The organism is Brachybacterium hainanense, from assembly GCF_042434575.1.
GTDB classification, from domain to species: domain Bacteria; phylum Actinomycetota; class Actinomycetes; order Actinomycetales; family Dermabacteraceae; genus Brachybacterium; species Brachybacterium hainanense.
Genome location: NZ_JBHLSV010000010.1, coordinates 57,015 through 83,506, shown reverse-complemented (window position 1 = coordinate 83,506; position 26,492 = coordinate 57,015). Strand labels below are relative to the sequence as shown.

The 26,492-nt window shown below is 71.9% G+C and carries 24 protein-coding genes, 1 tRNA gene and 1 pseudogene; 11 read left to right on the top strand and 15 right to left on the bottom strand.

Features of this window, described 5'->3' with window-relative positions; genetic code table 11:
* Nucleotides 1-22: 22 nt before the first annotated feature.
* The 3 genes from mshC to ACFFF6_RS09940 form a co-directional block, all read right to left on the bottom strand.
* The gene (gene mshC / locus ACFFF6_RS09950) at nt 23-1,282 is read right to left on the bottom strand and encodes a cysteine--1-D-myo-inosityl 2-amino-2-deoxy-alpha-D-glucopyranoside ligase (RefSeq protein ID WP_376980208.1); all 1,260 of its coding nucleotides are present in this window, start codon (nt 1,280-1,282) and stop codon (nt 23-25) included.
* Between the two features lie 41 nt (nt 1,283-1,323).
* Nucleotides 1,324-2,199: an undecaprenyl-diphosphate phosphatase gene (locus tag ACFFF6_RS09945; protein WP_376980207.1), complete on the bottom strand. Its 876-nt coding sequence runs from the start codon at nt 2,197-2,199 to the stop codon at nt 1,324-1,326.
* A gap of 177 nt (nt 2,200-2,376) precedes the next feature.
* Nucleotides 2,377-2,688 (bottom strand): DNA primase, encoded by a 312-nt coding sequence (locus tag ACFFF6_RS09940; RefSeq protein ID WP_376980206.1) that lies wholly within the window; start codon nt 2,686-2,688, stop codon nt 2,377-2,379.
* 140 nt (nt 2,689-2,828) lie between these two features.
* Here ACFFF6_RS09940 and ACFFF6_RS09935 point away from each other — a divergent pair, with 140 nt between their 5' ends.
* The 3 genes from ACFFF6_RS09935 (at nt 2,829) to ACFFF6_RS09925 (ending at nt 4,581) form a co-directional block, all read left to right on the top strand.
* Nucleotides 2,829-3,101, top strand: a complete 273-nt coding sequence (locus ACFFF6_RS09935) for a DUF5703 family protein (RefSeq protein WP_376980205.1) — start codon at nt 2,829-2,831, stop codon at nt 3,099-3,101.
* 70 nt (nt 3,102-3,171) lie between these two features.
* Nucleotides 3,172-3,675 carry a hypothetical protein gene (locus ACFFF6_RS09930; RefSeq protein WP_376980204.1) on the top strand — a complete coding sequence of 168 codons (504 nt, stop codon included), beginning with the start codon at nt 3,172-3,174 and terminating at the stop codon, nt 3,673-3,675.
* Between the two features lie 60 nt (nt 3,676-3,735).
* A complete protein-coding gene (locus ACFFF6_RS09925; protein ID WP_376980203.1) occupies nt 3,736-4,581 on the top strand; it encodes a hypothetical protein in 846 nt (281 codons plus the stop codon).
* A 137-nt stretch (nt 4,582-4,718) separates the two neighbouring features.
* Here the strand turns inward: ACFFF6_RS09925 and ACFFF6_RS09920 are convergent.
* Nucleotides 4,719-4,804: transfer RNA gene (locus ACFFF6_RS09920), tRNA-Leu, on the bottom strand.
* A 174-nt stretch (nt 4,805-4,978) separates the two neighbouring features.
* Between ACFFF6_RS09920 and ACFFF6_RS09915 the strand changes: the two genes are divergently transcribed.
* Nucleotides 4,979-5,461: a tRNA (cytidine(34)-2'-O)-methyltransferase gene (locus tag ACFFF6_RS09915; protein WP_376980202.1), complete on the top strand. Its 483-nt coding sequence runs from the start codon at nt 4,979-4,981 to the stop codon at nt 5,459-5,461.
* 32 nt (nt 5,462-5,493) lie between these two features.
* Here ACFFF6_RS09915 and ACFFF6_RS09910 read toward each other — a convergent pair whose 3' ends face one another.
* The 9 genes from ACFFF6_RS09910 to ACFFF6_RS09870 all read right to left on the bottom strand — a co-directional run bounded on the left by ACFFF6_RS09910 (nt 5,494) and on the right by ACFFF6_RS09870 (nt 14,980).
* Nucleotides 5,494-6,375, bottom strand: coding sequence for a shikimate dehydrogenase family protein (locus ACFFF6_RS09910; RefSeq protein WP_376980201.1), 882 nt, complete (start codon nt 6,373-6,375; stop codon nt 5,494-5,496).
* Nucleotides 6,368-7,561, bottom strand: a complete 1,194-nt coding sequence (gene mltG / locus ACFFF6_RS09905) for an endolytic transglycosylase MltG (RefSeq protein WP_376980200.1) — start codon at nt 7,559-7,561, stop codon at nt 6,368-6,370. The genes ACFFF6_RS09910 and mltG overlap by 8 nt, the downstream gene beginning before the upstream one ends.
* Entirely contained in the window at nt 7,561-8,082 is a 522-nt protein-coding gene (gene ruvX / locus ACFFF6_RS09900) for a Holliday junction resolvase RuvX (RefSeq protein WP_376980199.1), read from the bottom strand. The genes mltG and ruvX overlap by 1 nt, the downstream gene beginning before the upstream one ends.
* Nucleotides 8,079-10,787: an alanine--tRNA ligase gene (alaS, locus tag ACFFF6_RS09895; protein WP_376980198.1), complete on the bottom strand. Its 2,709-nt coding sequence runs from the start codon at nt 10,785-10,787 to the stop codon at nt 8,079-8,081. Before alaS ends, ruvX begins: the two co-directional genes overlap by 4 nt.
* Nucleotides 10,788-10,893: 106 nt before the next feature.
* Complete coding sequence (gene rpsD / locus ACFFF6_RS09890; RefSeq protein ID WP_376980197.1) at nt 10,894-11,520, bottom strand: 30S ribosomal protein S4; 627 nt, start codon at nt 11,518-11,520, stop codon at nt 10,894-10,896.
* Between the two features lie 133 nt (nt 11,521-11,653).
* A complete protein-coding gene (locus ACFFF6_RS09885; RefSeq protein WP_376980196.1) occupies nt 11,654-13,027 on the bottom strand; it encodes a replication-associated recombination protein A in 1,374 nt (457 codons plus the stop codon).
* Between the two features lie 29 nt (nt 13,028-13,056).
* Entirely contained in the window at nt 13,057-14,139 is a 1,083-nt protein-coding gene (locus ACFFF6_RS09880) for a quinone-dependent dihydroorotate dehydrogenase (protein ID WP_376980195.1), read from the bottom strand.
* Between the two features lie 56 nt (nt 14,140-14,195).
* Nucleotides 14,196-14,621: a hypothetical protein gene (locus tag ACFFF6_RS09875; protein ID WP_376980194.1), complete on the bottom strand. Its 426-nt coding sequence runs from the start codon at nt 14,619-14,621 to the stop codon at nt 14,196-14,198.
* Nucleotides 14,618-14,980, bottom strand: a complete 363-nt coding sequence (locus tag ACFFF6_RS09870; RefSeq protein ID WP_376980193.1) for a hypothetical protein — start codon at nt 14,978-14,980, stop codon at nt 14,618-14,620. The genes ACFFF6_RS09875 and ACFFF6_RS09870 overlap by 4 nt, the downstream gene beginning before the upstream one ends.
* Nucleotides 14,981-15,051: 71 nt before the next feature.
* Between ACFFF6_RS09870 and ACFFF6_RS09865 the strand changes: the two genes are divergently transcribed.
* From ACFFF6_RS09865 to sucB, 3 genes and pseudogenes are all read left to right on the top strand, one after another.
* Nucleotides 15,052-16,524: a leucyl aminopeptidase gene (locus ACFFF6_RS09865; protein WP_376980192.1), complete on the top strand. Its 1,473-nt coding sequence runs from the start codon at nt 15,052-15,054 to the stop codon at nt 16,522-16,524.
* Nucleotides 16,525-16,728: 204 nt separating this feature from the next.
* Nucleotides 16,729-18,135, top strand: coding sequence for a dihydrolipoyl dehydrogenase (gene lpdA, locus ACFFF6_RS09860; RefSeq protein ID WP_376980191.1), 1,407 nt, complete (start codon nt 16,729-16,731; stop codon nt 18,133-18,135).
* A gap of 23 nt (nt 18,136-18,158) precedes the next feature.
* Nucleotides 18,159-19,908, top strand: a pseudogene (gene sucB, locus ACFFF6_RS09855) (2-oxoglutarate dehydrogenase, E2 component, dihydrolipoamide succinyltransferase).
* Between the two features lie 107 nt (nt 19,909-20,015).
* Here sucB and ACFFF6_RS09850 read toward each other — a convergent pair.
* Nucleotides 20,016-21,386, bottom strand: a complete 1,371-nt coding sequence (locus ACFFF6_RS09850; protein ID WP_376980190.1) for a hypothetical protein — start codon at nt 21,384-21,386, stop codon at nt 20,016-20,018.
* 76 nt (nt 21,387-21,462) lie between these two features.
* Here ACFFF6_RS09850 and lipB point away from each other — a divergent pair, with 76 nt between their 5' ends.
* The 3 genes from lipB to ACFFF6_RS09835 all read left to right on the top strand — a co-directional run bounded on the left by lipB (nt 21,463) and on the right by ACFFF6_RS09835 (nt 24,000).
* Complete coding sequence (gene lipB / locus ACFFF6_RS09845; RefSeq protein ID WP_376980189.1) at nt 21,463-22,161, top strand: lipoyl(octanoyl) transferase LipB; 699 nt, start codon at nt 21,463-21,465, stop codon at nt 22,159-22,161.
* Between the two features lie 64 nt (nt 22,162-22,225).
* Nucleotides 22,226-23,245 (top strand): lipoyl synthase, encoded by a 1,020-nt coding sequence (lipA, locus tag ACFFF6_RS09840; protein WP_376980188.1) that lies wholly within the window; start codon nt 22,226-22,228, stop codon nt 23,243-23,245.
* Nucleotides 23,246-23,262: 17 nt separating this feature from the next.
* Nucleotides 23,263-24,000 carry a DUF4191 domain-containing protein gene (locus ACFFF6_RS09835; protein WP_376980187.1) on the top strand — a complete coding sequence of 246 codons (738 nt, stop codon included), beginning with the start codon at nt 23,263-23,265 and terminating at the stop codon, nt 23,998-24,000.
* Nucleotides 24,001-24,190: 190 nt separating this feature from the next.
* Here ACFFF6_RS09835 and ACFFF6_RS09830 read toward each other — a convergent pair whose 3' ends face one another.
* Nucleotides 24,191-24,625 (bottom strand): RDD family protein, encoded by a 435-nt coding sequence (locus tag ACFFF6_RS09830; protein ID WP_376980186.1) that lies wholly within the window; start codon nt 24,623-24,625, stop codon nt 24,191-24,193.
* A gap of 230 nt (nt 24,626-24,855) precedes the next feature.
* On the opposite strand from ACFFF6_RS09830, the gene glnA reads away from it, so the two are divergent.
* A complete protein-coding gene (glnA, locus tag ACFFF6_RS09825) occupies nt 24,856-26,286 on the top strand; it encodes a type I glutamate--ammonia ligase (RefSeq protein ID WP_376980185.1) in 1,431 nt (476 codons plus the stop codon).
* Nucleotides 26,287-26,492: the final 206 nt, after the last annotated feature.

The window sequence follows — 26,492 nt, the reverse complement described above, 5'->3', positions numbered from 1 at the left end:
CCCGTGCGCCGCGCGCGGTCGGTCAGAGCGCGATCCCGAAGAGCGCGTCGAGCGCGGCCGGCACCGAGCCCGGGCCGTCGACGTCGCGGTGCTCGGCATCGGCGGCGTCCTCCCCGGGGCATCGTCCCGCCGCCCAGCGGTCCAGGACGCGCAGGGCGCGCTCGGTGTCGAGGTCCGCGCGCAGCGCATCCCGGAGGGCCGCGACCACGTCGCTGTCGTCGGCGGGCTCGGCGGCGGCTCGCCGGTAGGCGGCCAGACGCGTGCTCGCGCGGCTCAGCTCCTCGTCCGTCCACTCCCAGTCGCTGCGGTAGTGATGAGCCATGAGCACCAGCCGGATCGCGGCGGGATCCACGCCCTGGCGCACCAGCTCGGAGACGAAGACCAGGTTGCCGAGCGACTTGCTCATCTTCTCGCCCTGGTAGGCGACCATCCCCACATGCGGGTAGAGGGTGGCGAAGCCCTCGCCGAGCGCCGCGGCGTGCGAGGCGCTCATGTCGTGATGGGGGAAGATCAGGTCCCTCCCGCCGGTCTGCACGTCGAAGGGCAGGCCGAGGCCTTCCTGGGCGATCGCGACGCACTCGACGTGCCAGCCGGGGCGCCCGCGCCCCAGCTCCCCTGCGTCCCAGGCGGGCTCGCCCTCGCGCTCGGCACGCCACAGCAGCGGATCGAAGATCCCGCGCTTGCCGGCGCGGTCGGGATCTCCGCCGCGCTCGGCGAAGACCTCGAGCATCTGCTGCTCGTCCCAGCCGCTCACCCCGCCGAGCGCTCCGTCCTGCGACAGATCGAGGTACCAGTCCTCGCCGGCCGCCCCGGGGGTGGGGACCTGATAGGCGCGCCCGGCCGCGACGAGGCGCCGGACCAGGTCGATGATCTCCTCCATCGCCTCGCTCACGGAGCGATACGTCTGCGGCGGCAGGATGCGCAGGGCCTCCATGTCCCCGGCGAACTTCGCGGTCTCCCGCGCGGCGAGGTCCCGCCAGTCCTCTCCGTCGCGGTCGGCCCGCTCGAGCAGCGGGTCGTCGACGTCGGTCACGTTCTGGGCGAGCTCGACCTCGAGCCCCGCATCCAGCAGCGCCCGGCGCATGAGATCCGCGGCATGATAGGTCGCGGCATGCCCCAGGTGCGTCGAGTCGTAGGGCGTGATGCCGCAGACGTACAGCCGGGCCCTACCCGGGGTCGACGGCACCACCTCCTGCACCTGACCGCTGCGGGTGTCATGCAGCCGCGGGGCGATGCCGCTCGCGGGAAGGACGCTGATCTGCGGTGTTCTCCAAGCTCGCACCGAACGATCATACGTGCGCGCCGCTGGGCGCGGCCCGGGGATCAGACGCCGCCGGCGAGGGGGTCGATCACACCCGTGGCCAGGAGCACCAGCAGCAGCGCGCCCGCGCCCACCCGGTACAGCACGAAGGGCAGGTAGCTGCGGTTCTCGATGAGCCTCATGAACCAGACGATCACGACGTAGCCGACGGCGAAGGACACCAGGGTGGCGACGAGGATCGCGAGGAGGGACGGCTCCCCGGCGGCGACCGCGGCGGCGCGACCGTCGGCGGTGAGCAGGGCGGGGACCTCCTTGGCCGCCTTGTACAGGCCCGAGGCGAACACGGCGGGGATGGCCAGGAGGAAGGCGTAGCGGGCCGCGGCCTGGCGGGTGTAGCCCATCAGCAGCCCCGCGGTGATCGTGCCGCCGGAGCGGGAGACGCCGGGGATCAGGGCCAGGGCCTGGGCGCCGCCGTAGATCAGGCCGTCCTTGATCGTGAGGTCCTTCAGCTCCTTCGTCTGCGGGGCGATCCGGTCGGCGACGCCGAGCAGGAGGCCGAAGAGGATGAGCATCGCCGCGGTGATGTAGAGGTTGCGCAGGCCGTGGTCGATCTGATCCTCGAACAGCAGGCCCAGCACGCCGATCGGGATGGAGCCGATGATCACGAGCCAGCCCATGCGGACATCGGGGTCCGACTGCGGGACCTTGCCCGCGAGCGCCCGGAACCAGCGGCCGATGATCCGGGTGATGTCCTTCCAGAAGTAGATCAGCACCGCGGTCTCGGTGCCGAGCTGGATGATCGCGGTGAAGGCCGCCCCCGGCTCGCGACCGGGCATGAGCATCTCCCCGACGACACGGAGATGGGCGCTGGAGGACACGGGAAGGAACTCGGTGAGGCCCTGCACGATGCCCAGGATGATCGCATCGATGAAGCTCACGTGCTCTCCTGGTGGTGACGACGGCGGGCGCGCGGACGGCGGCCCGGGGTGACGGGGACGGGCCCGTCGCGCAGCGCGCGGGCCCTGGAACACAGTACGCGGCGCCCGGTGGAGGACCGGGCGCCGCGCAGCGGATCAGCGGTGAAGATTCCGTGGAGCAGAGGGCACGTCCAGCCCTCAGTCGTCCTCGTCCTCCTCGTCCTCTTCGTCGAAGTCGTCCTCCTCGTCCTCGTCATCCACATCGAGGTCGTCGAAATCGTCGAAGTCCTCGTCGTCGTCCTCATCGTCGCCGTCGAAGACGATGAGCGGCGTGGCGATGTCGTAGGCCTCGAAGAGGGCGTCGTCATAGGCGTCGAAGGCGGTGGTCAGGCCATCGGTGGCGGCGTCGAGGGCGGGGTCGTCCTCGCCGTGCGAGGCCGAGGCGGCCTCGTAGTGGCGCTCGAGGGCTGCGATGAGAGCGGCGAGAGCTGCACGCGGATCCGTGTTCATGGTTGGACCGTACCCCGTCCGACGGCAGAATGGACAGTCTCATCCCGTCCTTCCCGTCCCGCCTCTGTCCCGAATCGTCCCACCCGATCCGGCCGCCCGGATCCTTCCCGCACGAACCGGAGGTCGCCGTGCCCAGGAGCATGTCCCGCCCCGCGCATCCCTCGATCCGGATCTCCTCTGCGCCGCCGGGCCCCGATCTGCCGCTGGGGCCCGGCCGTCGCGCCGAGGACTACGAGTTCCAGGTGCTCACGATTCCCCGCGGAGTGTCGCTCTCGGCGGCCCGGGCCTCCGTGACCGATGAGGCCGAGTACGGTCGCTGGGAGCTCGCGCGCACCCGCATGTACATCGGCGGCGGGCAGAAGGTGTGGATGCGCCGACGCATCATCCGGGTCCGTTCCTCGCTCGGGACCTGAACGTCGGGCGGGGAGGACCAGCTGTCCACCGCGCTCCCGCGGCACGACGCGTCTCTGCTGGAATAGGGGCATGGACCCGCCCTCGCTCCCCGCGCTGTGCGTCCTGCTGCTGGTCTACGGCGGACAGGCGGTGGCCCTGTCCTGGATCGACGGACGGGAGCACCGCCTCCCCAACCGGCGCGTCGGGATGCTGACCCTCTCGACGGTGCTCGCCCTCGGTCTCGCGGCCCTGATCGATCCCGCCCTGCGTCCGCTGCTGCGGGTGGGTCTCGTGCTCGCCGTGCTGTGCGCGGTCGCCGGGATCGCGCTCGCTCTGGTCGCGCCCCAGCTGATCGGCATGGGAGACGCGAAGACGGCACCCGTGGTCGTGCTCATGACGTCGGCGCTCGGTCCCTTCAGCCTGCTGGCAGGGCTGCTGGGGGTCGCGCTCGTCGGAGGGGTCGCGGGCGGGCTGGTCTGGGCGATCTCCCGGCGCGCCGACGCCCGCTTCGCCTACGGCCCGGTCCTGCTCTCGGCGCCGTTCCTCGGCCTCCTGGCCTCGCCCCTCGTGGCCGCCGCCCTCGGAGCCGGCTGATGGGGCCCTCCCCCGTCCCCGCTGCTCCGCCCCTCCGTCCTCGACTCGAAGGAGAGCACGATGCGCATCCGCGTGCTGACCGATCCCGCCGCCCCTGACCTCGTCAATGAGGACGCCGTCGCCCTCGGCCGGGACCTCGCCGTCGTCGTGGACGGCGCCGGACTGCGCCCGGAGATGCGGCGCGGCTGCACGCATCCCGTCGCCTGGTACTCGCGGAACCTCGCCCGCGAGCTCGCGCTTCGGCTCGAGCGCGAGGGCGAGGAGCGGCTGTCGATGACGGATGCCCTCGAGGGCGCGATCGGGGCCGTGCGCGCGCTGCACGGAGGATCCTGCGATCTGCATGCCGGCAGCCCGAGCGGGACCGTGGCCGCCTGGCGCCTCCGGGAGGGGACGCTCGAGACGCTCGTCCTGTGCGATGCCGCGATCGTGATCGGGGTGCCGGGACCGGACGGGCCAGGTCTCGAGGCCGAGCTGGTGACGGACCTCCGGGTCCAGGGCGCGGTCGACCGCTGGACGCGGCTGCTCGCCGAGCGGCCCGCGGAGCGGCTCGCCGCTCCTGTCGAGGAGATCCCGCTGCGCTTCCAGGCGCTGGACGCGGCTCGGAACGTCGACGGCGGCTTCTGGTGCGCCCATCACGATCCCGCGGCGGCGCGTCACGCGCTGGTCCGCTCCGTTCCCTGGCGCAGCGGCATGGTCGTGATTGCGGCGAGCGACGGGGCGACCCGGGCCATGCTGGAGCTCGGCACGCACGACGTCGAGCGCTTCGCCGAGCAGTGCGCGGCGGGCCGGCTCGAGGAGCTGTGCGAGGAGGTACGCGATGCCGAGCGCTCCCGTGCCCGGCGGCCCGTGCGGAGCAGCAGCACGAAGATCCATGACGATCTGACGGTCGCGGTCGCGACCGCCTGAGCACGGTGCCGCGTCCCCCGCGGTCGTCAGCCCCGGGAGACCAGACAGCACGACGGCTCCGGGAACGAGACAGCTCCGGGGACGAGACGAAGGGCCCGGCACCATCTCTCGATGGGGCCGGGCCCTTGTTCCTGCGGTGTCCGAGGGGGGACTTGAACCCCCACGCCCTAATACGGGCACTAGCACCTCAAGCTAGCGCGTCTGCCAATTCCGCCACCCGGACAGGTGGTGTCCCGCGCGGCTCTCGCCCCGCGGCAACGAGTAAACAGTAGCACGGTCCGGAGCCCGGATTCCACGCGATGACCTCCTCTGACGCTGTTCGTGAAGACAATCACGCCGGGACGCCCCCGAGGGTGCTCTCGGGCTCGCAGGACGGTATGCGTGGGAGGATCCGAGGATGGTCCACGTCTTCTTCCACGAGCCCCGCATCGCGGGGAACACCGGCAATGCGATCCGCCTGTCCGCCGTGACCGGCGCCCGCCTCCACCTGATCGAGCCGCTCGGCTTCGACTTCGAGGACGCCAAGCTGCGCCGGGCCGGGCTCGACTATCACGACCTCGCCGACCTCACGATCCACCCCCATGTCGAGGCCGCCTTCGCCGCCGTGCCCGGGGCACGGGTCTTCGCCTTCACGGCCCAGACGACCCAGAGCTTCGCGGACGTCGAGTACCGGGACGATGACGTGCTGCTGTTCGGCACCGAGCCGAGCGGCCTGCCCGCCGAGGTGCTCGCGCATCCGCGGATCACCGCCCGGGTCCGCATCCCCATGCTGCCCGCGCGCCGGAGCCTGAACCTCGCCAACGCCGCCTCCATCGCCGTCTACGAGGCGTGGCGACAGCTGGGCTATCCGGGAGCCGCCGAGGCCGAGCGGCGAGGCTGACCCCGCGCCGTCCCCGGATCGGCGACCCGGCGTCACCTCCGGCGGGCGAGGGCCTCCCGTGCCGCCTCCCGCATCGGGGCGATCGGCACCTCGTCGAGTCGGAGCATCGAGCCGACCTGGCGCGCCGCCTGGTGGACCAGCATCTCGAGCCCGCTGGCGATCTCGCCGCCCCGGGCGGAGACGAGCCCGGTGAGCGGGCTCGGCCACGGATCGTAGAGGACGTCCAGGAACACCTCCGGGATGCGGAGCTCCGCCTCCGGGACAGCCTCCCAGGCCGCGCGCAGGCTCGGCGATCCCGGGGCCGCGATCGCGCTGACCACCGCATCGGCCTCGAGCACCTCATGGCTCGTGCTCCAGCCGACCACACGGGACCGTGCGCCGCGCGCGCGGACGTGGGAGAGGATCGGGTCGAGCTTCTCCGGGGAGCGGGCGCTGAGCAGGATCTCCTGCGCCCCCATCTCGAGGAGCGCGTCGGCCGCGGACAGCGAGGTCGCGCCGGAGCCGAGCACTCCCCCGCGCCGGATCCGGGTGCACCCGTGGTCGGCGAAGGAGGCGACGATGCCGTGGACGTCGTGGTTCTCCGCGCGCCAGCTCCCGTCCGGCCGCCGCACCAGCGTGTTGGAGATGCCCAGACGCTCGCTGACCTCGTCGCGCTCCTGCGCGAGGGCGAAGGCCTCCGGCTTCCCGGGCATCGTCACGCTCACCCCGCCCAGCTCCCGGCCGGGGCCCTCGGCGAGGAAGACGGCGAGCTCCCCCGCCCGCACCTCGTGGGCGACGTACGTCGGTCCCTCGAGGCCGAGCGCGCGGTAGGCGGCGCGGTGCAGCACCGGGGAGAGCGAGTGCCCGATCGGACTGCCGACGACCGCGAAGCGTCCGGACCGCGGTCCGGTGCGGGGGTCGGAGTGCTCAGCCATTCTTCGTCTCCGCCCAGGCCCGCCACTGCGCGACGTTCGCATCGTGCTCCGCCTTGGTGGCGGCGAACTTCGTCTCGCCGGTGTCCGTGTTGACCGTGACCCAGTAGAGCCAATCGCCCTCGGGCGGGTCGAGGACGGCGTCGATCGTCGCTCCGCCGGGATTCGCGATCGGTCCGACGGGGAGCCCCTCGACCCGGTACGTGTTGTAGGGGCTGTCGACGGCGCGCTCGGCCGGTGTGGTCGAGACCGCCTGCCGCCCGGAGACGTAGGCGACCGTCGAGTCGAGCTGGAGCTTCATGGGGACGCCCCCGGCCTCTCCCGTCCCGGCGAGGCGGTTGTCGATCGTGCGGACGACCTTGCCGTAGTCCTCGGGGCTGCGCGCCTCCTTCTCCGCGATCGAGGCGATCGTGAGGACGCGGTGGCGCTGGTCCTCCGGCACGCCGCGGGCGTCGAGCTCGCTGGTCATGCGGGCCGCCATCATCGTCAGGACGTCCTGGGCGGTGGCGTCCTCCGGGATGTCGTAGCGTCCGGGCCACAGATACCCTTCGATGCTTCCCGCCGGATTCTCGGGAAGGCCGATCGCGGCGGGATCGTCGGTGAGCGCCTCGAAGTCCGCGACGGGGATGCCGGTGGCCTCCGAGACCCGCTCGTAGATCGCGGTCAGGCGCAGCCCCTCGGGGATGGTGATGCGGCGGCCCGCGAGGCTCGCAGGGTCCAGCAGCATCTGCAGGGCGTCGGAGGAGGTCATCTGCTTCTTGAGCCGGTAGGTGCCCGGCGTGATCGAGGAGGCCTCGGGCGTCGCGGAGAAGATGGCGACGAACGGTCCGGTCGAGAGGATGACATCGTGCTCGACGAGGGTCTTGGCGATGTCGGTGCCGGTGTCGCCCTCCTTGACCTCGATCGTGACCTCGCCGGTGCCCGGCCCCTCATAGTCCTTCGCCTCGACCTGCCCGATCCGGATGCTGCCCGAGAGCCACTGGTACCCGGTCACCCCGCCGACGCCGAGGGCGCCGAGGACGACCAGCACGAGGATCGCGGGCAGCAGCCTGCGCAGGGGCCCGCGCCTCGGTGCCTCCGCACGCCGACGGCCCCGGCCCGGGGCGCCGTCCTTCCCCTGGCCGGGAGAGGGCGCATCACCGCGCTGCGATTCGGCGATCTCGTCGAACGAGCTGCGGTGGTCGTTCATCAGGGCTCCTTCGGCGCCGGGGACGGGGTCGCAGGATCGACGAGCTCGCCGGCGCGGCGACCCGTGCTCCGCTCGATGTCGAGGGCGCTCTGCAGGATCATGACCGCAGCGACCTGGTCCACCACGCTTCGATGCCGACGTCCCTTGCGTCCGGAGGACCGCAGGGCGCGATGGGCATCGACGGTGGTGAGCCGCTCGTCGACCAGTCGCACCTCGATCGGCTCCGCGCCGACGGGGAGGGCCGCCAGGAGCTCCGCGCAGAAATCGCGGGCCTTCCGGGCTGCCGGACCCTCGCCGCCGTCCAGCCGACGGGGCAACCCGACCATGATGACATGGGCGTCGGTCTCCCGCGTCCAGGCCAGGACATCAGCCACGGCCCGGTCCCTCTCGAGGGTCTCGACGGGGGTCGCGATCATCCCGTCGAGGTCGCTGCGGGCGAGCCCGACGCGGACGTCGCCGACGTCCACGCCGAGCCGGGTCCCGCGCGGCAGGCCGGGCTGCTCCGCGTGGGGGCCGCTCATGCGGCGGCGGTCTCCGCGACGGCTCCGGCGATCGCCTCGAGCGCGGCCGAGGCGAGCGTCGGATCGCCTCCGCCGCCCTGGGCGAGGTCGTCCTTGCCGCCGCCGCGGCCGTTCATGGCCTGCGCCCCGGTGCGCAGGAGCGCCCCGGCCCGCAGGCCCGCCTCCCGCGCCGCTGCGTTGGTCGCCACGACGAGCGCGGACTTCCCCGACTCGGAGCCGGTGACGGCGACGACGCTCGGCGCGTCCTCGCCCAGCCGGGCCCGCAGGTCGGTGACGAGGGTGCGCAGGTCCCCTGCGCCGATGCCCTCCCCCGCGTCGTGCACGAGCAGGCGCACGCCACCGGCATCACGGGCACCGCCGACGAGCTCGCCGGCCTGCGCCTGCAGCTGCGCCCCGCGCAGGGTCGCGAGCTGCTTCTCCATGTCCTTGACCCGCTGGGCGAGCCCGCGCACGCGCTCGGGGAGGTCCTCGGAGGAGCCGACCTTGAGCAGCTCGGTGAGCTGGGAGACCAGCGCATGCTCCCGGGCCTGGAAGCGGTATGCGGACAGGCCCACGAGGGCGTCCACGCGCCGCACCCCGGAGCCGATCGAGGACTCGCCCATGAGCTGGACGGTGCCGATCGCGCCGGTCGAGGCGACGTGCGTGCCCGCGCACAGCTCCTTGGACCAATCCCCGCCGATCGAGACGACCCGGACGATCTCGGGGTACTTCTCGCCGAACAGGGCCATGGCGCCGGCGGCGCGGGCCTCCTCGAGCGGCATCTGCTGGTCGGTGACCAGCAGCTCCTGCTGCAGCTGCGTGTTGACGCGGCCCTCGATCTGCTCGAGGGAGCTCCTCGGGACGCCCTGGCCGAAGCGGAAGTCGAAGCGCATGCGCCCCGGGGAGTTCTCCGAGCCGGCCTGGGTCGCGCCGTCGCCGAGCTCCTCGCGCAGCGCCTGATGGACCATGTGGGTCGCCGTGTGGGCGCGGGCGATCGCCCCGCGGCGCTCGGTGTCGATCTCCGCGATCGCCCCGACGCCCGGCGCGGCCGCGCCCTCGACGAGCCGCCCGCGGTGCACGGTGAGACCCTTCACGGGGGCCTGCACGTCGTCGACCTCGATGATGCCGCCGTTGTTCAGCGAGATGCGGCCCTGATCGGCCAGCTGCCCACCCATCTCCGCGTAGAACGGGGTCGAGGCGAGGATCACCTCGACCTCCGCCGGGGCCTCGACGGAGTCGACGAGGGCGCCGTCCACGAGGACCGACTCGACGCTGGTGGCGACGGTGTGGTCGGTGTAGCCGAGGAAGGGCACCGCCTCGCCGCGCACGGCGAGCAGGCGGTTGTAGACGGCCGTGTCCGCATGGCCGCCCTTCTTCGCCGCGGCATCGGCCCGGGCGCGCTCGCGCTGCTCCTGCATCGCGGAGCGGAAGCCGGCCTCGTCCACGGACAGGCCGACCTCCTGCGCCATCTCGAGGGTCAGGTCGATCGGGAAGCCGTAGGTGTCGTGGAGGCGGAACGCGTCCGTGCCGGAGACGCTGCGGCCTCCGGCGGACTTCACCTGGCCCGCGACCTGGTCGAAGATCGCGCTGCCGGTGGCGAGGGTGCGGCGGAACGCGTCCTCCTCCGCGTAGACGACCTCGCGGATGCGCTCCGCCTGGGCCTCGAGGGACGGGTACGCCTCCTGCATCGCGGCCAGCGCGACGGGGAGCAGCTCCGGCATCGCGGGCCGGTCGTGGCCGAGCAGGCGCACGGAGCGCACCGCGCGGCGGATCAGGCGGCGCATGACGTAGCCGCGGCCCTCGTTGCCGGGGCGCACCCCGTCGGAGGCGAGCATCATCGCGCTGCGGACGTGGTCGGCGACCACGCGCAGGCGCACGTCGTCCTCGGCGTCCTCGCCGTAGACGCGGCCGGTCAGCTCCTGGGTGCGCTCGATGACCGGGAAGACCTGATCGATCTCGTACATGTTCTGCTTGTCCTGCAGGATGTAGGCGAGACGTTCGACGCCGAGCCCGGTGTCGATGGCCTTGTTCTCGAGCTCCCCCAGCAGCGGGTAGTCCTTGCCCTTGCCCGGGCCCCGCAGGAACTGGTCGAACACGAGGTTCCAGATCTCGAGGTAGCGGTCCTCGGCGCGCTCGTCCCCGGGCCACACCTCCTGGCGTCCGGTCGGCGCATCGGGCCCGTACTCGGGGCCGCGGTCGTAGTACCACTCGCCGGTCGAGCCCGCGGGGCCGGGCTGCCCGGTGTCCCAGCAGCTCTCCTCCCACGGCAGCTGGACGATGCGCTCCGGCGGAAGGCCGATGACCTCGGTGAGGTGCTCGTAGGAGTCCAGGTCCTTCTCCCACAGCGTGATCCAGAGACGCTCCGGGTCCAGGCCGAAGCCGCCCTCGTCCTGCGAGCTGGTCAGCAGCTCCCAGGAGAGGTCGATCGCCCCCTCCTTGAAGTAGTCGCCGAAGGAGAAGTTCCCGGCCATCTGGAAGAAGGTGCCGTGGCGGGTGGTGCGCCCCACGTTCTCGATGTCGTTGGTGCGGATGCACTTCTGGACGCTCGCGGCTCGCGGCCACGGCGCCTTCTCGGTCCCCACGATGTACGGGATGAAGGGCACCATGCCGGCGATCGTGAACAGGATCGAGGGATCCGAGGAGACGAGCGAGGCGCTGGGCACGGCGGCGTGCCCCTTCTTCTCGAAGAAGTCGAGGAATCGTCTCTGGATCTCGGCGGTGCGCATGGGCGGGGTGTCCTTCCTGGACGGGGCGTACGGCGGGGCGGATGCGAAAGCCCCGGTCAGCGTACCGGAGTACGGCTGCCGGGGCTTCGCGGCGAGAAGTGCTGGCTCAGCGGGCGTAGTACTCGACGACCAGGGCGACCTCGGCGGTCACGGGGACCTCGGCGCGCTTGGGGCGGGAGACCAGCTTGGCCTTCAGCTCGGGCAGCTCGACCGACAGGTAGGCGGGCGTGGTGGCGAGCACGTCGCTGTTCCCGCCCTCGGCGGCGATCTGGAAGGGCTCCATGGCCTGGGACTTGGGCTTGACCTGGATGGTCTGGCCCGGCTTCACGCGGAAGGAGGGGCGGTCCACCAGCTTGCCGTCGACCAGGATGTGACGGTGCACGACGGCCTGGCGCGCCTGGAGGATGGTGCGGGCGAAGCCGGCGCGCAGCACGAGGGCGTCCAGACGCATCTCGAGCAGCTCGACCATGCTCTCGCCGGTCAGACCGGACTCCTTCTTGGCGTCCAGGTAGGCGCGGTGCATCTGCTTCTCGCGCAGGGCGTACTGCGCGCGCAGGCGCTGCTTCTCGCGGAGGCGGACCGCGTAGTCCGACTCGGTGCGGCGGCGGGCGCGGCCGTGCTCACCCGGGGGGTACGGGCGCTTCTCGAAGTACTTGACGGACTTCGGGGTCAGCGGGAGCCCGAGGGCTCGGGAGAGGCGCGCCTGGCGGCGCGCACGGGTGACGTTGGTCACGAGGTATACCTCTTGTTCGCGTGGTGTGAATCCAGAAAGGCAGCCGCGGATTCAACGCACAACCCTAATCGAGCAGACCGCCCTGCTCAACCGCGTGCGGCGTGATCCGCGTCGTGTCGAGCTGTGCCCTCGCTCACCCCGCACCCCCGCCGCGGATGATCCGGCGCAGGGCCGGGACCCGGCGGGCGACGTCGCCCTCCGCTCCATGGGTCGTCGGCGCGTAGTAGTCCACCCCGACCAGGTCGTCGGGCGGATACTGCTGGGTCGCGACGCCATGGGGGGCGTCATGGGCATAGCGATAGCCCTCCCCGTGGCCCAGCTTCTTCGCCCCCGCGTAGTGCGCGTCCCGCAGACCCGGCGGGACGCCCTGGCCCTTTCCTGACCGGACGTCCGCGATCGCCGCGTCGAGGGCACGGTACGAGGCGTTGGACTTCGGGGCCGTCGCGATGTGCACCACGGCCTGCGCGAGCGGGATGCGTCCCTCGGGCATGCCGAGCATCTGCACGGCCTGCATCGCGGCGACGGCGACCTGGAGAGCGGTCGGATCCGCCATGCCGACCTCCTCGCTCGCGGCGATGACGACGCGCCGGGCGATGAACCGCGGGTCCTCCCCCGCCTCGATCATCCGCGCCAGGTAGTGCAGGGCCGCGTCGACGTCCGAGCCGCGCATGGACTTGATGAACGCGCTCGTGACGTCGTAGTGCTGGTCGCCGGCGCGGTCGTAGCGCAAGGTGGCCCGGTTCACGGCCTGGGCCAGGGTGTCCGCGTCGACCTCCCGGGACTCCTTCATCAGGGCCGCGGCCGCCGCTGCCTCGAGCGAGGTGAGGATCTTGCGGGCGTCCCCGCCGCCCAGCCGCAGCAGCGCCTCGCGCGCCTCCTCGGTGAGCGAGACCTCGCCGGCGAGACCGCGCTCGTCGGACAGGGCGCGGTCCACGAGGGTGTCGAGGTCCTCGCGCTCGAGGGACTCGAGGGTCATCACGATCGAGCGCGACAGCAGCGGCGAGATCACCGAGAAGTACGGGTTCTCGGTCGTGGCGGCGATCAGCGTGACCCAGCGGTTCTCCACGCTCGGCAGGAGGGCGTCCTGCTGCGACTTCGAGAAGCGGTGCACCTCGTCGACGAACAGGACGGTCTCCCGCCCCACGGTCCGCAGCCGGCTGCGCGCCTGGTCGACGACGTCGCGGATGTCCTTGACCCCCGCGAGGACGGCGCTGACCTCGACGAACTCGCGGTCGCCGGACTGCGCGACGACATAGGCGAGCGTCGTCTTGCCGGTTCCCGGAGGGCCCCACAGGATCACGGAGCTGGGAGCCGTGCGGGAGTCGTCGCCGGCCACGAGCCGTCGCAGCGGACTGCCGGGCTCGAGGGCCGAGCGCTGCCCGACGATCTCCTCGAGGCTGCGCGGACGCATCCGCACCGCGAGCGGCGCCCGATGGTCCCGGTTGCGGTCCGAGAGCGTCCGCGGCGCCGGAGCGTCGCCGGACAGCGAGAACAGGTCCTCCTCCATCCCTCCAGCCTAGGCGAGGGCGGGGACGATCACAGACCGCGGGCGATGCGCCCCGGCCAGGACGGGCCCTCGTAGATCATCGAGGTGTACCCCTGGACCAGGTCCGCGCCAGCGGCGAGCCGCTCGCGGACGTCCGCGGACGTCACGATCCCGCCGCAGCTGATCACGACGGGCTCCGGCCCGAGGGCGCCGCGCAGCAGCCGGAGCACCGCGAGGGATCGCCCGGCGAGGACCGGGCCGGACAGCCCTCCGGCGCCGATCTCCTCGATCCGCGGTCGCGGGGTGCGCAGCACGTCGGGGCGCGCGATGGTGGTGTTGGTCGCGATGACCCCGGCGAGCCCGACCTCCTGGCTCAGCGCGGCGACCTCGAGGATGTCGGCGTCATGCAGATCCGGGGCGATCTTCACGAGCACCGGCACCTCGCGGCCCATGGTCCGGGCCGTCGCCGCGGCCTCCTCGAGCACGGCCTCGAGGATCGGGCGCAGCGACGCCGCGGACTGGAGATCGCGCAGCCCCGGGGTGTTGGGGCTCGAGACGTTGATCGCGAGGTAGCTCGCGTACGGCGCGAGCAGACGGGCGGAGAAGCGGTAGTCCTCGGCGGCGTCCGCGAGGGCGGTGACCTTCGACTTGCCGATGTTGACGCCGATGACCGCGCGCTGGCCGCGCTCGGTGGCGCGGGCTCGGGCCAGGTGCTTCGCGACCGCGGCGGCGCCGGGATTGTTGAAGCCCATCCGGTTGATGAGGGCGCGGTCCTCGATCAGGCGGAAGGAGCGGGGCTTCGGATTCCCCGGCTGCGCCTTCGCCGTCACCGTGCCGATCTCGACGTGGCCGAAGCCCAGGTCGAGCAGCGCCAGCGGGACCTCCGCCTGCTTGTCGAACCCCGCGGCGAGGCCGAAGGGGCTGCGGTGCTCCGCGCCGAGCACGATGCGCGCGGGCCGCGGGTCGCGATCCGGGCGAGGGGTGCGGAAGACCGCCCGCAGCACAGCGGGGCCGCCGGGGAGGGAGTGCGCGGTGCGCAGGGCCGTCATGGTGAGCGTGTGCGCCCGCTCGGCGTCCAGGCGGCTCAGCAGATGACGGAAGACGAGGGGATAGATCGTGGGTGCCACGGGCATGACGGTACCGTCCCGCGGCCCGGCGGCGCCTGCGCGCCCGGAACGCGGCTGCCCGCTCAGGCCTCCCGCGCCGCCCGTCGGGCCGCGAGGCGACGCCTGCCGAGATACACGATCGCGACCAGCGGCAGCGCGAGCGGGATCCATCCGTAGCCGCTGCCGTAGTAGGACCAGACGCTCGCCTCCGGGAACAGCTCCGGATCCACCACGGTGAGGGTGCCGACCGTGAGGACGCCGATCAGCTCGATGACCACGACCACGAGGGCGGCTCGGGAGTCGCCGCCGCGGCGCGCGAGCAGGACGGTCGCGAGGATGTAGGTGAGCGCGGCCAGGAGCGAGAACGTGTAGGCCACCGGCGCGGTGCCGAAATGGGCCCAGATCTGGTAGCCCGCCCGAGCGCTCGCGGACAGCGCGAACACGGCGTAGACGATGACCAGCAGGGCCGCGAAGCCGCGGCGCGAGCGCTGCGGCGCGGTGCGGCTCATGCGAATCCTCCCGGCCACAGCTGCTCCACGCGGACCTGCAGCACGATCGAGGTGAGGGCGACGACGAGGATCGCGGCGCTCCCGTACCGGCTCCGCTCCCACACGCCCACCCACAGCCCCGCCACGGGCAGCAGCACCGCGGTGAGGAGGTAGCCGTACAGCAGCACGGGATCGGGCACCTGCCCGCCGGCGAGGTCCCGGACCCCGAGCGCCGCGGCCTCGCCCAGCCAGACCAGCAGCAGGAGGGCGCAGGCGCCCAGCAGCACGAGGTCCGCCGCGAGATCCCGGATGACGTACAGCAGGGCGAGCAGAGCCGTCAGCACGCTGAGGACCTGCAGGATGATGACCAGGACCGCCATGTGCTCCGCTCAGATCCTTCCGATGGCTCCGAGGCGACGGAGGGGGTCGCCGCCTCCCATACGATAGAGGAATGCCGACAATCTCCGTCACCTCCCAGTCCGTGGGGGACGTCACCGCCGACGTCCTCGTCCTGCCCGTCCTCACCGGTGCCGACGGCGCCGACGCGTCCGTCCCCGCCAGCCCCGAGCTGAGCGCCGCGGCCGTCGCGATCGGAGCGACCGGCTCCCGGGAGCAGCTCCACCGCCTGCCCGCCCTTCCCGCCCTGGGACTCGCCGGAACGGGCTCCGTCGTCCTGGTCGGCGTCGGCGCCCCGTCGCTGGCCGACGCCTCCGCCGAGGACCTGCGCCGCGCCTACGGCGCCGCGACCCGGTCGCTCACCGGGATCGCCTCCGCGGCGATCGCCGCTCCGGGCGCGGACGCCGCCTCCCTCGCCGCCGCGATCGAGGGCGCCGCGATCGGCGCCTACAGCTTCATCGCCCACAGGTCCGAGGCATCCGATCCGAAGCCCGCGCTCGCGGCCCTCGAGGTCCTCGCCGGGGACGTCCCCGAGCCGGAGGCGGCGGCGTCCGCGTCCCGCGCCGCGGTCCTCGCCGAGGCCGTCGCGATCGCCCGCGACCTGGTCAACACCCCGCCCAATCTGCTGTTCCCCGCGAGCTTCGCGGTCCGGGCGCAGGAGCTCGTCGCCGACCTCCCGATCGAGATCGAGGTGCTCGACGAGACGGCCCTCCTCGAGGGCGGCTACGGCGGCATCATGGGCGTCGGCCAGGGCTCGGCACGTCCCCCGCGCCTGGTCCGCCTGTCCTACTCCCCCGCGGCCTCGACCCAGCACGTCGCCCTCGTGGGCAAGGGCATCACCTTCGACACGGGCGGCATCTCCCTCAAGCCGGGTGCGGGCATGGACGAGATGACCTCGGACATGGCCGGGGCGGCGACCGTCCTCGCCGCGACGGTGGCGGCAGCCCGGCTCGGCGTGGAGACCAAGGTCACGACCTTCCTCGCGATCGCGGAGAACATGCCCGGCGGCGGGGCCCAGCGCCCCGGTGACGTCGTCACCATGCGCAACGGCCGGACCGTCGAGGTCCTCAACACCGATGCCGAGGGCCGCATGGTCATGGCCGACGCGCTCGTCGACGCGGTCGCCGCCCAGCCGGACCTCGTCATGGACGTCGCGACGCTCACGGGCGCCGCCGTCGTCGCGCTCGGCACCCGGACCGCGGGGGTGCTCGGCACGGAGCAGGGCCGCAGCGCCGTCCTCGAGGCGGCGGAGCGCACGGGCGAGCCGTTCTGGCCGCTGCCCTTCCCCGAGGAGCTGCGGGCGACCCTGAACGGCCGCGTCGCGGACCTGCGCAACATCGGCGAGCGTCCCGGCGGCGCCCTGAGCGCGGGCGTCTTCCTCTCGGAGTTCGTGGGCGAGACCGAATGGGCTCACCTCGACATCGCCGGCCCCGCCTTCGCCAGCAGTGCCGCCGGGTACTCGGGCAAGGGCGCGACCGGCATGAGCGTGCGCACCGTCCTGCAGGTCATCGAGGACCGCGCCTCCTGATCGGGTGGCCGCAGGCGGCATGCGGCACGTCGAGCCCCGACCTCGCCACCGGCGGGGTCGGGGCTCTCACATTTCCTCGCGTCCCGCCCGTGAAGTGCGCATCGGGACCGTGCCCCGTGGCCTAGCATGGTCGGCGTAGCGTGCGCGATGGAGGCTCCTCCGAGCCTCCGGCGCCTTCACCGATATTCCGAGGGAGCTCACAAGGTGGCGGATACATCCACGTCCCAGTCCTACGACGTCGTGATCCTGGGCGGTGGCAGCGGCGGCTACGCGGCCGCGCTGCGCGGTGCCCAGCTCGGCCTGAAGATCGCCCTCGTGGAGAAGGACAAGCTCGGCGGCACCTGCCTGCACCGCGGCTGCGTCCCCACCAAGGCCCTGCTGCACGTCGGCGAGGTCGCCGACTCCGCGGCCGAGGGCGCGGAGATGGGCGTGAAGATGTCCCTCGAGGGCATCGACATCACGACCACGCTCGAGTTCAAGGACAAGATCATCGGGCGGCTGTACAAGGGCCTCCAGGGCCTGGTGAAGTCCCGCAAGGTCGAGTACGTCGAGGGCTTCGGCCGGCTCACCGGCGCGAACACCGTCAGCGTCGAGACCGCGGACGGCGTGCGCGAGCTGACCGGCAAGAACATCGTCCTCGCCTCCGGCTCCTACTCCAAGACCCTCCCGGGTCTCGAGCTGGGCGGGCGCATCCTGGACTCCGAGGCCGCGCTGCAGCTGCCCGAGATCCCGAAGAACCCGATCATCCTGGGCGGCGGCGTGATCGGCGTCGAGTTCGCCTCGGTGTGGAAGTCCTTCGGCGCCGAGTCCGTCACCATCGTCGAGGGCCTGCCCCATCTGGCGGCCAACGAGGACGAGTCCCTCTCCAAGGCGCTCGAGCGCGCCTTCAAGAAGCGCGGCATCAAGTTCTCGCTGGGCACCTTCTTCGAGAAGGCGGTGCAGACCGAGAACGGCGTCACCGTCACCCTCGTGGACGGGACGACGTTCGAGGGCGACTACCTCCTGGTCGCCGTGGGCCGCGGGCCGAGCACCTCGGGCCTGGGCTACGAGGAGCAGGGCGTCGCCATGGACCGCGGCTTCGTGCTCGCCGACAAGGAGACCCTCCAGACCAGCGTGCCCGGCATCTACGCCGTCGGCGACATCGTCCCCGGCCTCCAGCTCGCCCACCGCGGCTTCGCCCAGGGCATCTTCGTCGCCGAGCGCATCGCCGGGCAGAACCCGGCTCCGATCGTCGAGTCCGGCATCCCCCGTGTCACCTACTGCGAGCCGCAGCTGGGCTCTGTGGGCATCACCGAGAAGCAGGCCGTCGAGAAGTTCGGCGCGGACGGCGTCGAGACGTACGAGTACAACCTGGGAGGCAACGGCAAGTCCCAGATCCTCGGCACGACGGGCTTCATCAAGCTCGTGCGCGAGAAGGACGGCCCGATCGTCGGCGTGCACATGATCGGCCGGAACCTCGCCGAGCAGATCGGCGAGGCCCAGCTCATCGTGAACTGGGAGGCCTACCCCGAGGACGTCGCCTCCCTCGTCCACGCGCATCCCACGCAGAACGAGGCGATCGGCGAGGCGGCTCTCGCCCTCGCCGGCAAGCCGCTGCACGCCCACGCCTGACTGCCCCCACAAAGGAGAACATCATGTCCGAAACCGTGAAGATGCCGGCGCTCGGCGAGTCCGTCACCGAGGGCACCGTCACGCGCTGGCTGAAGTCCGTGGGCGACACCGTCGAGGTCGACGAGCCCCTGCTCGAGGTCTCCACCGACAAGGTCGACACCGAGATCCCCTCCCCCGTCGCCGGGGTGATCGAGAAGATCCTGGTGGACGAGGACGAGGACGCCGATGTCGGCGCGGATCTCGTGATCATCGGCGACGGCTCGGGCTCGGCCCCGGCCGACGCCCCCGCCGCCCCGGAGCCTGCCGCCGAGGAGGCTGCCCCGGCTCCCGCCCCGGAGCCGGCCGCCGAGGAGGCTGCCCCGGAGCCTGCCGCCGAGGCCGCGCCCGCCGGCGCATCCGGCGGCACCGAGATCACGATGCCGGCGCTCGGCGAGTCCGTCACCGAGGGCCACGCGCTGGCTGAAGTCCGTGGGCGACACCGTCGAGGTCGACGAGCCCCTGCTCGAGGTCTCCACCGACAAGGTCGACACCGAGATCCCCTCCCCGGCCGCGGGCACCCTGCTCGAGATCCGGGTCCAGGAGGACGAGGACGCCGAGGTCGGCTCCGTCGTCGCGATCATCGGTGCTGCCGACGACGCCCCGGCTGAGGCCCCGGCCTCCGCGCCCGCACCGGCGGCGGAGGCCCCGGCGGCCGCTCCGGAGCCGGCACCGGCTCCTGCTGCAGAGGCACCGGCTCCCGCACCGGCGGCGAAGGCACCGGCACCGGCCGCTCCGGCACCGGCGGCCGCACCCGCCGCGGCACCGGCCTCCGCCGCGGTCTCCGGATCCGACTCCGGTTCCGGCTACGTCACGCCGCTCGTACGCAAGCTCGCAGCGGACGCCGGGATCGACCTGTCCACCGTGACGGGGACGGGTCTGGGCAATCGCATCCGCAAGCAGGACGTCCAGGCTGCGATCGAGGCGAAGGCCAAGGCCGCCGCCGAATCCGCCCCCGCCGCGGCCTCGGCCGGGGCTCCGGCCGCGTCCTCCGCTCCGGCGAAGGTCGAGGTCTCCCCGCTGCGCGGCACCGAGGAGAAGATGAGCCGCCTGCGCAAGATCGTAGCGAGCCGCATGGTCGAGTCCCTGCAGACGCAGGCGCAGCTGACCACCGCGGTCGAGGTCGACATGACCGCCATCGCGAAGCTGCGCGGAAAGGCCAAGGACAGCTTCCTCGCCCGCGAGGGTGCGAAGCTCACCTTCCTCCCCTTCATCATGCAGGCGGCGGTCGAGGCGCTGAAGACCTACCCGAAGCTCAACGCCGAGATCGCCGGCGACGTGATCAGGTACCACGGCTCCGAGAACATCGGCATGGCGGCGGACACCGAGCGCGGCCTCGTCGTGCCCGTGATCAAGAACGCCGGCGACCTGAACCTGGCGGGCCTGGCCCGGCAGATCGGCGAGCTGGGGGCGAAGGCCAAGGGCAACAAGCTGGGTCCGGACGACCTGCAGGGCGCGACCTTCACCATCACCAACACCGGCTCGGGCGGGGCGCTGTTCGACACCCCGATCGTCCCGAACCCGCAGGTCGCGATCCTGGGCTGTGGAACGATCGTCAAGCGTCCCGCGGTCATCACCACGCCTGAGGGTGATGACGTCATCGCGATCCGGTCGATGATGTACCTGTTCCTGTCCTACGATCACCGCCTGGTCGACGGCGGCGACGCCGCCCGCTTCCTCACGTTCATGAAGAAGCGCCTCGAGGACGGCCGCTTCCACGCCGACCTCGGCCTGTGACCCGCGGCGACGGGCGCCGCAGCTGCTGAGCCCGTCCTGTGTGCAGGGCCCGCACCCCGAGAGGGTGCGGGCCCTGCGTCGTCATGGATCATGACGGATCGAGCTGTTCAGACCGGGGCGACCTCACGGATCAGCCAGCGGCCGCCCGCCCGCTCCAGCTGCACCTCGACCCAGGCCTCACCGGTTCCGGCGACCTCCTGACGGGAGCCGTCCGCGGACAGGAGCGTGTACGGGCTCTCCTCGATGAGCGCCCGCACCACCGCTGTCCCGGAGGGTTCGTCGATGCTCATCACCTCTGCTTCGAGGACCGTCATCGTCCAGCCCTGGACCGTGCGCCCCCGGTAGTCCTCGCGGATCTGCGCATCCGCCCTCGCCGCGGGCGACCCGGGCGCCGCCACCGTCCGGGTGCCGCCCTCGAGCAGATACGCCCGGCGCGCGTCGACGAGCTCCGCGAGCACCTGCCGCGGGTCCTCGAGACCGGTCCGGCCCGGATCGGATGCCGGCTCCGCGCCTGCGACCGCGGGCATCGGGGAGGCCCCGCCGGATGCCGAGGCGGCGGGCGCCTCGAGGACCGGCTCCGCGTCTCCTCCCGTGGGCAGGACGATGACCATGAGGAGCGATCCGGCGGCGGCCACCGTGCTCACCCCGGCGACGACCGCCCCCATCGGCGCTCGCCGCCGGGATGCCCGAGCTCGACGACCCGACCCCCCGGAGCACCGCGCCCCGTTCTCTGTCCCGGGCTCCTGCGGCGGCGGGTCCTCGGGGTCGATCCGCCGCCAGGGGCTCCCCCGGGTCAGGGCCGAGGGGACGCCGCGCACGATGTCCGGCGTCTCCTCGGGCGGTGCCCCGCCGTACGGCAGGGCCTGCCCCACGGCCTCGGCCGGACGGGGCCGCTTCAGGGTGCGGGCCTCGTCGTGGAGGACCGAGTCGATCCAGAGGAGGTCGGCGAGGCGCTCCCGCGGGCCGTCCCCGTCACGGAGATTCCGCAGCACGTCGACGAGCACGCTGCCGTCGGCGCGGACCGCGACGCCCTCCCCGGCCGTCAGACCCAGCAGAAGACCCCGCCGGTGCACGGCCTCGAGCAGCGCCTCGAGGTCCGACCGTGCCGCCCCGAGCGCCGCCTGCTCGAGCGGACCTGGGGCACCGTCCCGGTCCGCCCGTCGACCGCTCCCGGGCCGGAGCGGGCAGCCGGTCTCACGCCGATGCCCCTCCGACCCGAGGGCGCGCAGGACCGGCGCGGCACGCACGCCCTCCGCGGCGAGCTCCTGCAGCAGCCGGGATTCCCGGGCGATGCCGTCCCGGCCCGCCGCGGTACGGCAGCTCACCTCGAGCTCGACCCCGGCCCCGCCCGGCAGGAGGGTCTCGCGCCGGTCGGCGTCCTCGTATCGGAGCCGGCCGCCGCGAGAGGCCTCCGCCGCCTCCGGGTCGACCACGCGCAGGCGGGCCCCGTCCTCTCCTCGTGCATCCGGTGCGTCCATGGGCACAGTGAACCGCAGGAGCCGCGGATTCCCCGCGATTCATCCACAATGCGCAGGTGGGAGTATTGTCAGCCTCGTGCTAGATGTGATTCGACTCGGCTTCGGAGAGCCCCTGCCCGGCGGGGACGACCATGAGGACTTCGGCCTGCCGCCGGGGCCCGTGGAGTACCGCCGCGCCTGGGCGATCCAGCGGGAGATCCACGCCGAGGTCGTGGCCGGGACCCGCCCGCCGACCCTGCTGCTGCTCGAGCATCAGAGCGTCTACACGGCCGGCAAGCTGACGGCGGAGAGAGAGCGCCCTCGCGACGGGGCCCCCGTGGTGGACATCGACCGCGGCGGGAAGATCACCTGGCACGGACCGCAGCAGCTGGTCGGCTACCCGATCATCCCCCTGCCGGTCCCGATCGACGTGGTCGGCTTCGTGCGCGCGCTCGAGCAGGCCCTGATCCGGGTCTGTGCGAGCGTCGGCGTGGACACGGTGCCCGTCGAGGGCCGCAGCGGCGTCTGGGTCGTGCGCGAGGGCGAGGCGGACCGGAAGGTCGCCGCGATCGGCATGCGCGTCTCGAAGCGGACGACGATGCACGGATTCGCCCTGAACTGCGACAACGATCTCTCCTGGGCGCGCAACGTCATCCCCTGCGGGATCGATGACGCGGAGGTGACCACGCTCTCCGAGCAGGCGGGCCGCCGGGTCGCGGTCGCGGACGTCATCGACGCGGCGCAGCGGGAGCTGGAGGAGCTCGTGGCCGATCGCACGCGGCCGCACGCGGCGTGAGCGGCCAGCCCCGGTGCCCGGCCGATAGACTGGCCGGCATACCCGACAGCGAGGAGGCACGAGCGTGACCATCGCCCCAGAGGGACGCCGCATGCTCCGGGTGGAGGCGCGCAACGCGCAGACCCCCATCGAGCGCAAGCCCGAGTGGATCAAGACCCGCGCCGTGATGGGTCCGGAGTATTCGGCGATGAAGGAGCGCGTGCACGGCCGCGGCCTGCACACGGTCTGCGAGGAGGCGGGCTGCCCCAACATCTTCGAGTGCTGGGAGGACCGCGAGGCGACCTTCCTCATCGGCGGGGACCGCTGCACGCGGCGCTGCGACTTCTGCGACATCGCGACCGGGAAGCCGCTGCCCGTGGACCCGATGGAGCCGTTCAAGGTCGCGCAGTCCGTCCAGGAGATGGGCCTGCGCTACTCGACGATCACGGGTGTGGCCCGCGACGACCTCCCCGACGGCGCCGCCGGCCTCTTCGCCCGCACCTGCGAGCAGATCCATGCGATGAACCCGGGGACCGGGGTCGAGCTGCTCATCGACGACATCAAGGGCAACGGCGAAGCCCTCCAGCAGGTCTTCGACGCGAAGCCCGAGGTGTTCGCGCACAACCTCGAGACCGTGCCGCGGATCTTCAAGCAGATCCGCCCGGCCTTCCGCTACGAGCGCAGCCTCGATGTGATCAGCATGGGCAAGGACGCCGGGATGATCACGAAGTCGAACCTGATCCTCGGGATGGGCGAGACGGACGAGGAGATCCTCGACTCGCTGCAGCGACTGCGCGATGCGGGCTGCGACATCATCACCATCACCCAGTACCTGCGGCCCTCGAAGATGCACCATCCGATCGACCGCTGGGTCAAGCCCCAGCAGTTCCTGGACCTGTCGCAGGCCGCGGAGGAGATGGGCTTCCTCGCGGTCATGGCGGGTCCGATGGTCCGCTCCTCGTACCGGGCCGGCCGCCTGTGGGCGCAGTCGATGAAGAAGCTGGGCCGCGAGATCCCGGAGAACCTGCGCCACCTCGACCAGACCACCCCCGCCCGACAGGAAGCCGCGAGCGTCGTCGCCCGCCATGCGGCACCGGTCGGCTGACGCCCCGAAAGCAGACGATGGCACGCAAGAACGAGAAGTCCCCCGCGGAGGCGGAGACGAAGAAGACCCCGAAGCAGCCGGGACGCTTCAAGCAGATGCTCCAGGTCTTCCACATGACCCGCAAGGTCGACCGCACGCTGGTGCCGTACATGGCTCTGGCGATGGTCGGTTCGATCGTCGCCGCGGTCCTGCTGAGCTGGTGGCTGCTCAGCAGCCCCTGGTACGGCGTGTTCCTGGGCGTCGCGATCGGCCTGCTCGCGGCGATGTTCATCCTCGCGCGGAAGGCGGAGGCCGCAGCCTTCGACCGGATCCGCGGGCAGCAGGGCGCGCCGCTCGCGGCCATGCAGTCCATCCGGCGCGGCTGGAACGTCGAGGACGAGCCGGTGCAGATCGACCCGCGCTCGCAGACGATGCTGTTCCGCGCCTACGGCCGCGCGGGCATCGCTCTGGTCGCGGAGAACGGCTCGAACATCTCCCTGAAGCTTCTGGAGAAGGAGCGGCGCAGCATCCGTCGGGTCCTGAACCACGAGAACGTCCCGGTGCATCAGATCATCGTCGGCGACGGCGAGGGCGAGGTGCCGCTGCACAAGCTGCCCGGGTATATGACGCGCATGAAGAAGGTCCTCACGCGCGACGAGTCCGCGGAGGTCGCCAAGCGCCTGGCCGCGCTCAAGCGCTCGCTGCGGATGTCGGTGCCCAAGGGCGTGGATCCGATGCGCGCCCGCCCCAATCGGAAGGCGCTGCGCGGACGCTGATCCTCCTCTCCGCCTCCCTGGCGACCAGGGCGCGGCATGGACAAAGCCCCCGGTGGACCGATGCGGTCCCCCGGGGGCTTCTCCGTCCCCGGGGACCGCCCCGGTCCACGCGGCCCGACCAGCGGGCCGTGACCTGATCGTGACATTCGTGATCTGATCGTGACATTCGGGGTGCGAGCGTCGAGGACCCTCAGAGACGGACGACGGCCGTCCCGGCGAGGACGTCATGGAGCGGCTGCCGATCCCGGTTCCAGATCACCGCCGGCAGGACCAGGAGCATGAGCGCGGTGCGGATCAGGCTCCGCACGAGCATCGGGTAGCGGTGAACGACAGGCTGGGTGCGCAGGCGCAGGAGATACTGCCCGGGCGTCGCGCCGAACAGCGTCATCAGGGCGAGGTTCAGCCCCACGAACAGGCACAACGTGACCAAGGAGTCATAGGAGAACAGCAGCACGCTGACGAGGGAGCAGATGCTCCAGTCGATCAGCAGGCTCACCACCCGGCGGCCGAAAGGGGCGGCGGAGCCGGGGCCCTCGGGCGGCAGGCCGATCGCGGAGCCGCGCACGTACTCCTCGTCCTGCGGAGGTCCGTCCATCCAGGAGCCGAGGTCCTTGCGTTCTATCACCGGACCAGCCTAGATCCCGGGCGCTGGGAGCAGAGCGGCCCTGAGGCTCCAGGAGCGCAGGATCGGGTCCACTCGCGGGGTGCGCGGTCCGGCCGTGCCTAGACTGTCACGCAGCGAGTCCCGTCCTGACGGGCGCTCGGGCGGTCCGCCGCCCGGTGTCCGGGGCTCGGCCCGGTCACCGGGTCCAGACGACGAAGCGCCGCATCCGGCGGCGCTCAGATGGAGGATACGTGTTCAGCAACCCCAGTGAGCTCGTGAAGTACGTGCAGGAGGAGGACGTCGAGTTCATCGACATCCGCTTCTGCGACCTTCCCGGCGTGATGCAGCACTTCAACGTCCCGGCATCGTCGTTCGACGAGGAGGCCATCGCCACCGGACAGAACTTCGACGGCTCGTCGATCCGCGGGTTCCAGGCGATCCACGAGTCGGACATGAAGCTGATCCCGGACCTCGAGACCGCGTACCTCGATCCCTTCCGCGAGCGGAAGACCCTGGTCATGAACTTCTCGATCGTGGATCCGTTCACCGACGAGCCGTACTCCCGCGATCCGCGCACGGTCGCCGCGAAGGCAGAGGAGTACCTGCGCTCGACCGGGATCGCGGACACCGCCTTCTTCGCCGCCGAGGCGGAGTTCTACATCTTCGACGACATCCGCTACAAGACGTCGATCAACGAGTCCTTCTTCAAGATCGACTCGGACGAGGCGATCTGGAACACGGGCCGCGACGAATCCGAGTTCGGCGGAAACCAGGGCTACAAGACGCAGCTCAAGGGCGGCTACTTCCCCGTCTCCCCCAATGACCAGATGGCGGACCTCCGCGATGACATCTGCGCCGTCCTCGAGGAGGTCGGTCTCCCGGTCGAGCGCGCGCACCACGAGGTGGGCACCGCCGGGCAGCAGGAGATCAACTACCGCTTCAACACGCTGCTGCAGGCCGCCGACGACGTCATGAAGTTCAAGTACGTCGTGAAGAACGAGGTGTGGAACGCGGGCAAGACCGCCACCTTCATGCCGAAGCCCCTGTTCGGCGACAACGGCTCGGGCATGCACACCCACCAGTCGCTGTGGAAGGACGGCGAGCCGCTGTTCTACGACGAGCGCGGCTACGGCGGTCTGTCCGATATCGCCCGCTGGTACATCGGCGGCATCATCGAGCACGCCTCCTCGCTGGTGGCCTTCACCAACCCCACGGTGAACTCCTTCAAGCGCCTGGTCCCCGGCTTCGAGGCTCCGGTGAACATGGTGTATTCGGCGCGCAACCGCTCCGCCTGCATCCGCATCCCCGTCACCGGCGCCTCGCCGAAGGCCAAGCGCATCGAGTTCCGCGCACCGGACCCCTCGGCGAACCCGTACCTGTCCTTCGCCGCGCAGCTCATGGCCGGCATCGACGGCATCCGCAACCGGATCGAGCCGCCGGAGCCGATCGACAAGGATCTGTACGAGCTGCCCCCGGAGGAGCACGCGCAGATCAAGCAGCTGCCGACCTCGCTCGAGGAGGCGCTGGACGCGCTCGAGGCGGATCACGACTATCTCGCCGAGGGCGATGTGTTCCCGCCGGACCTGATCCGCACCTGGATCGACTACAAGCGCAAGAACGAGGTGGACCCGTTCCGCTTCCGCCCGCACCCCTACGAGTTCGAGCTCTACTACGACCTGTGAGCCGGACCCGCAGCTGAGCGCCCGCGTCGCGCATCGGCGATCGCGAGGGGCCCGCCCGGCCCGCCGTCAGGACGTCCTGACGGTCGGCCGGGCGGGCCCTTCCGTTCCACAGCCTGTGTCGTGCGGCAGAACTGCGCCAATCCCCCACGCAAAGCCGCACTTCCGCCGCACCCGCGACACCGAGGTCGGCTCGGGGTGGGGAGGGC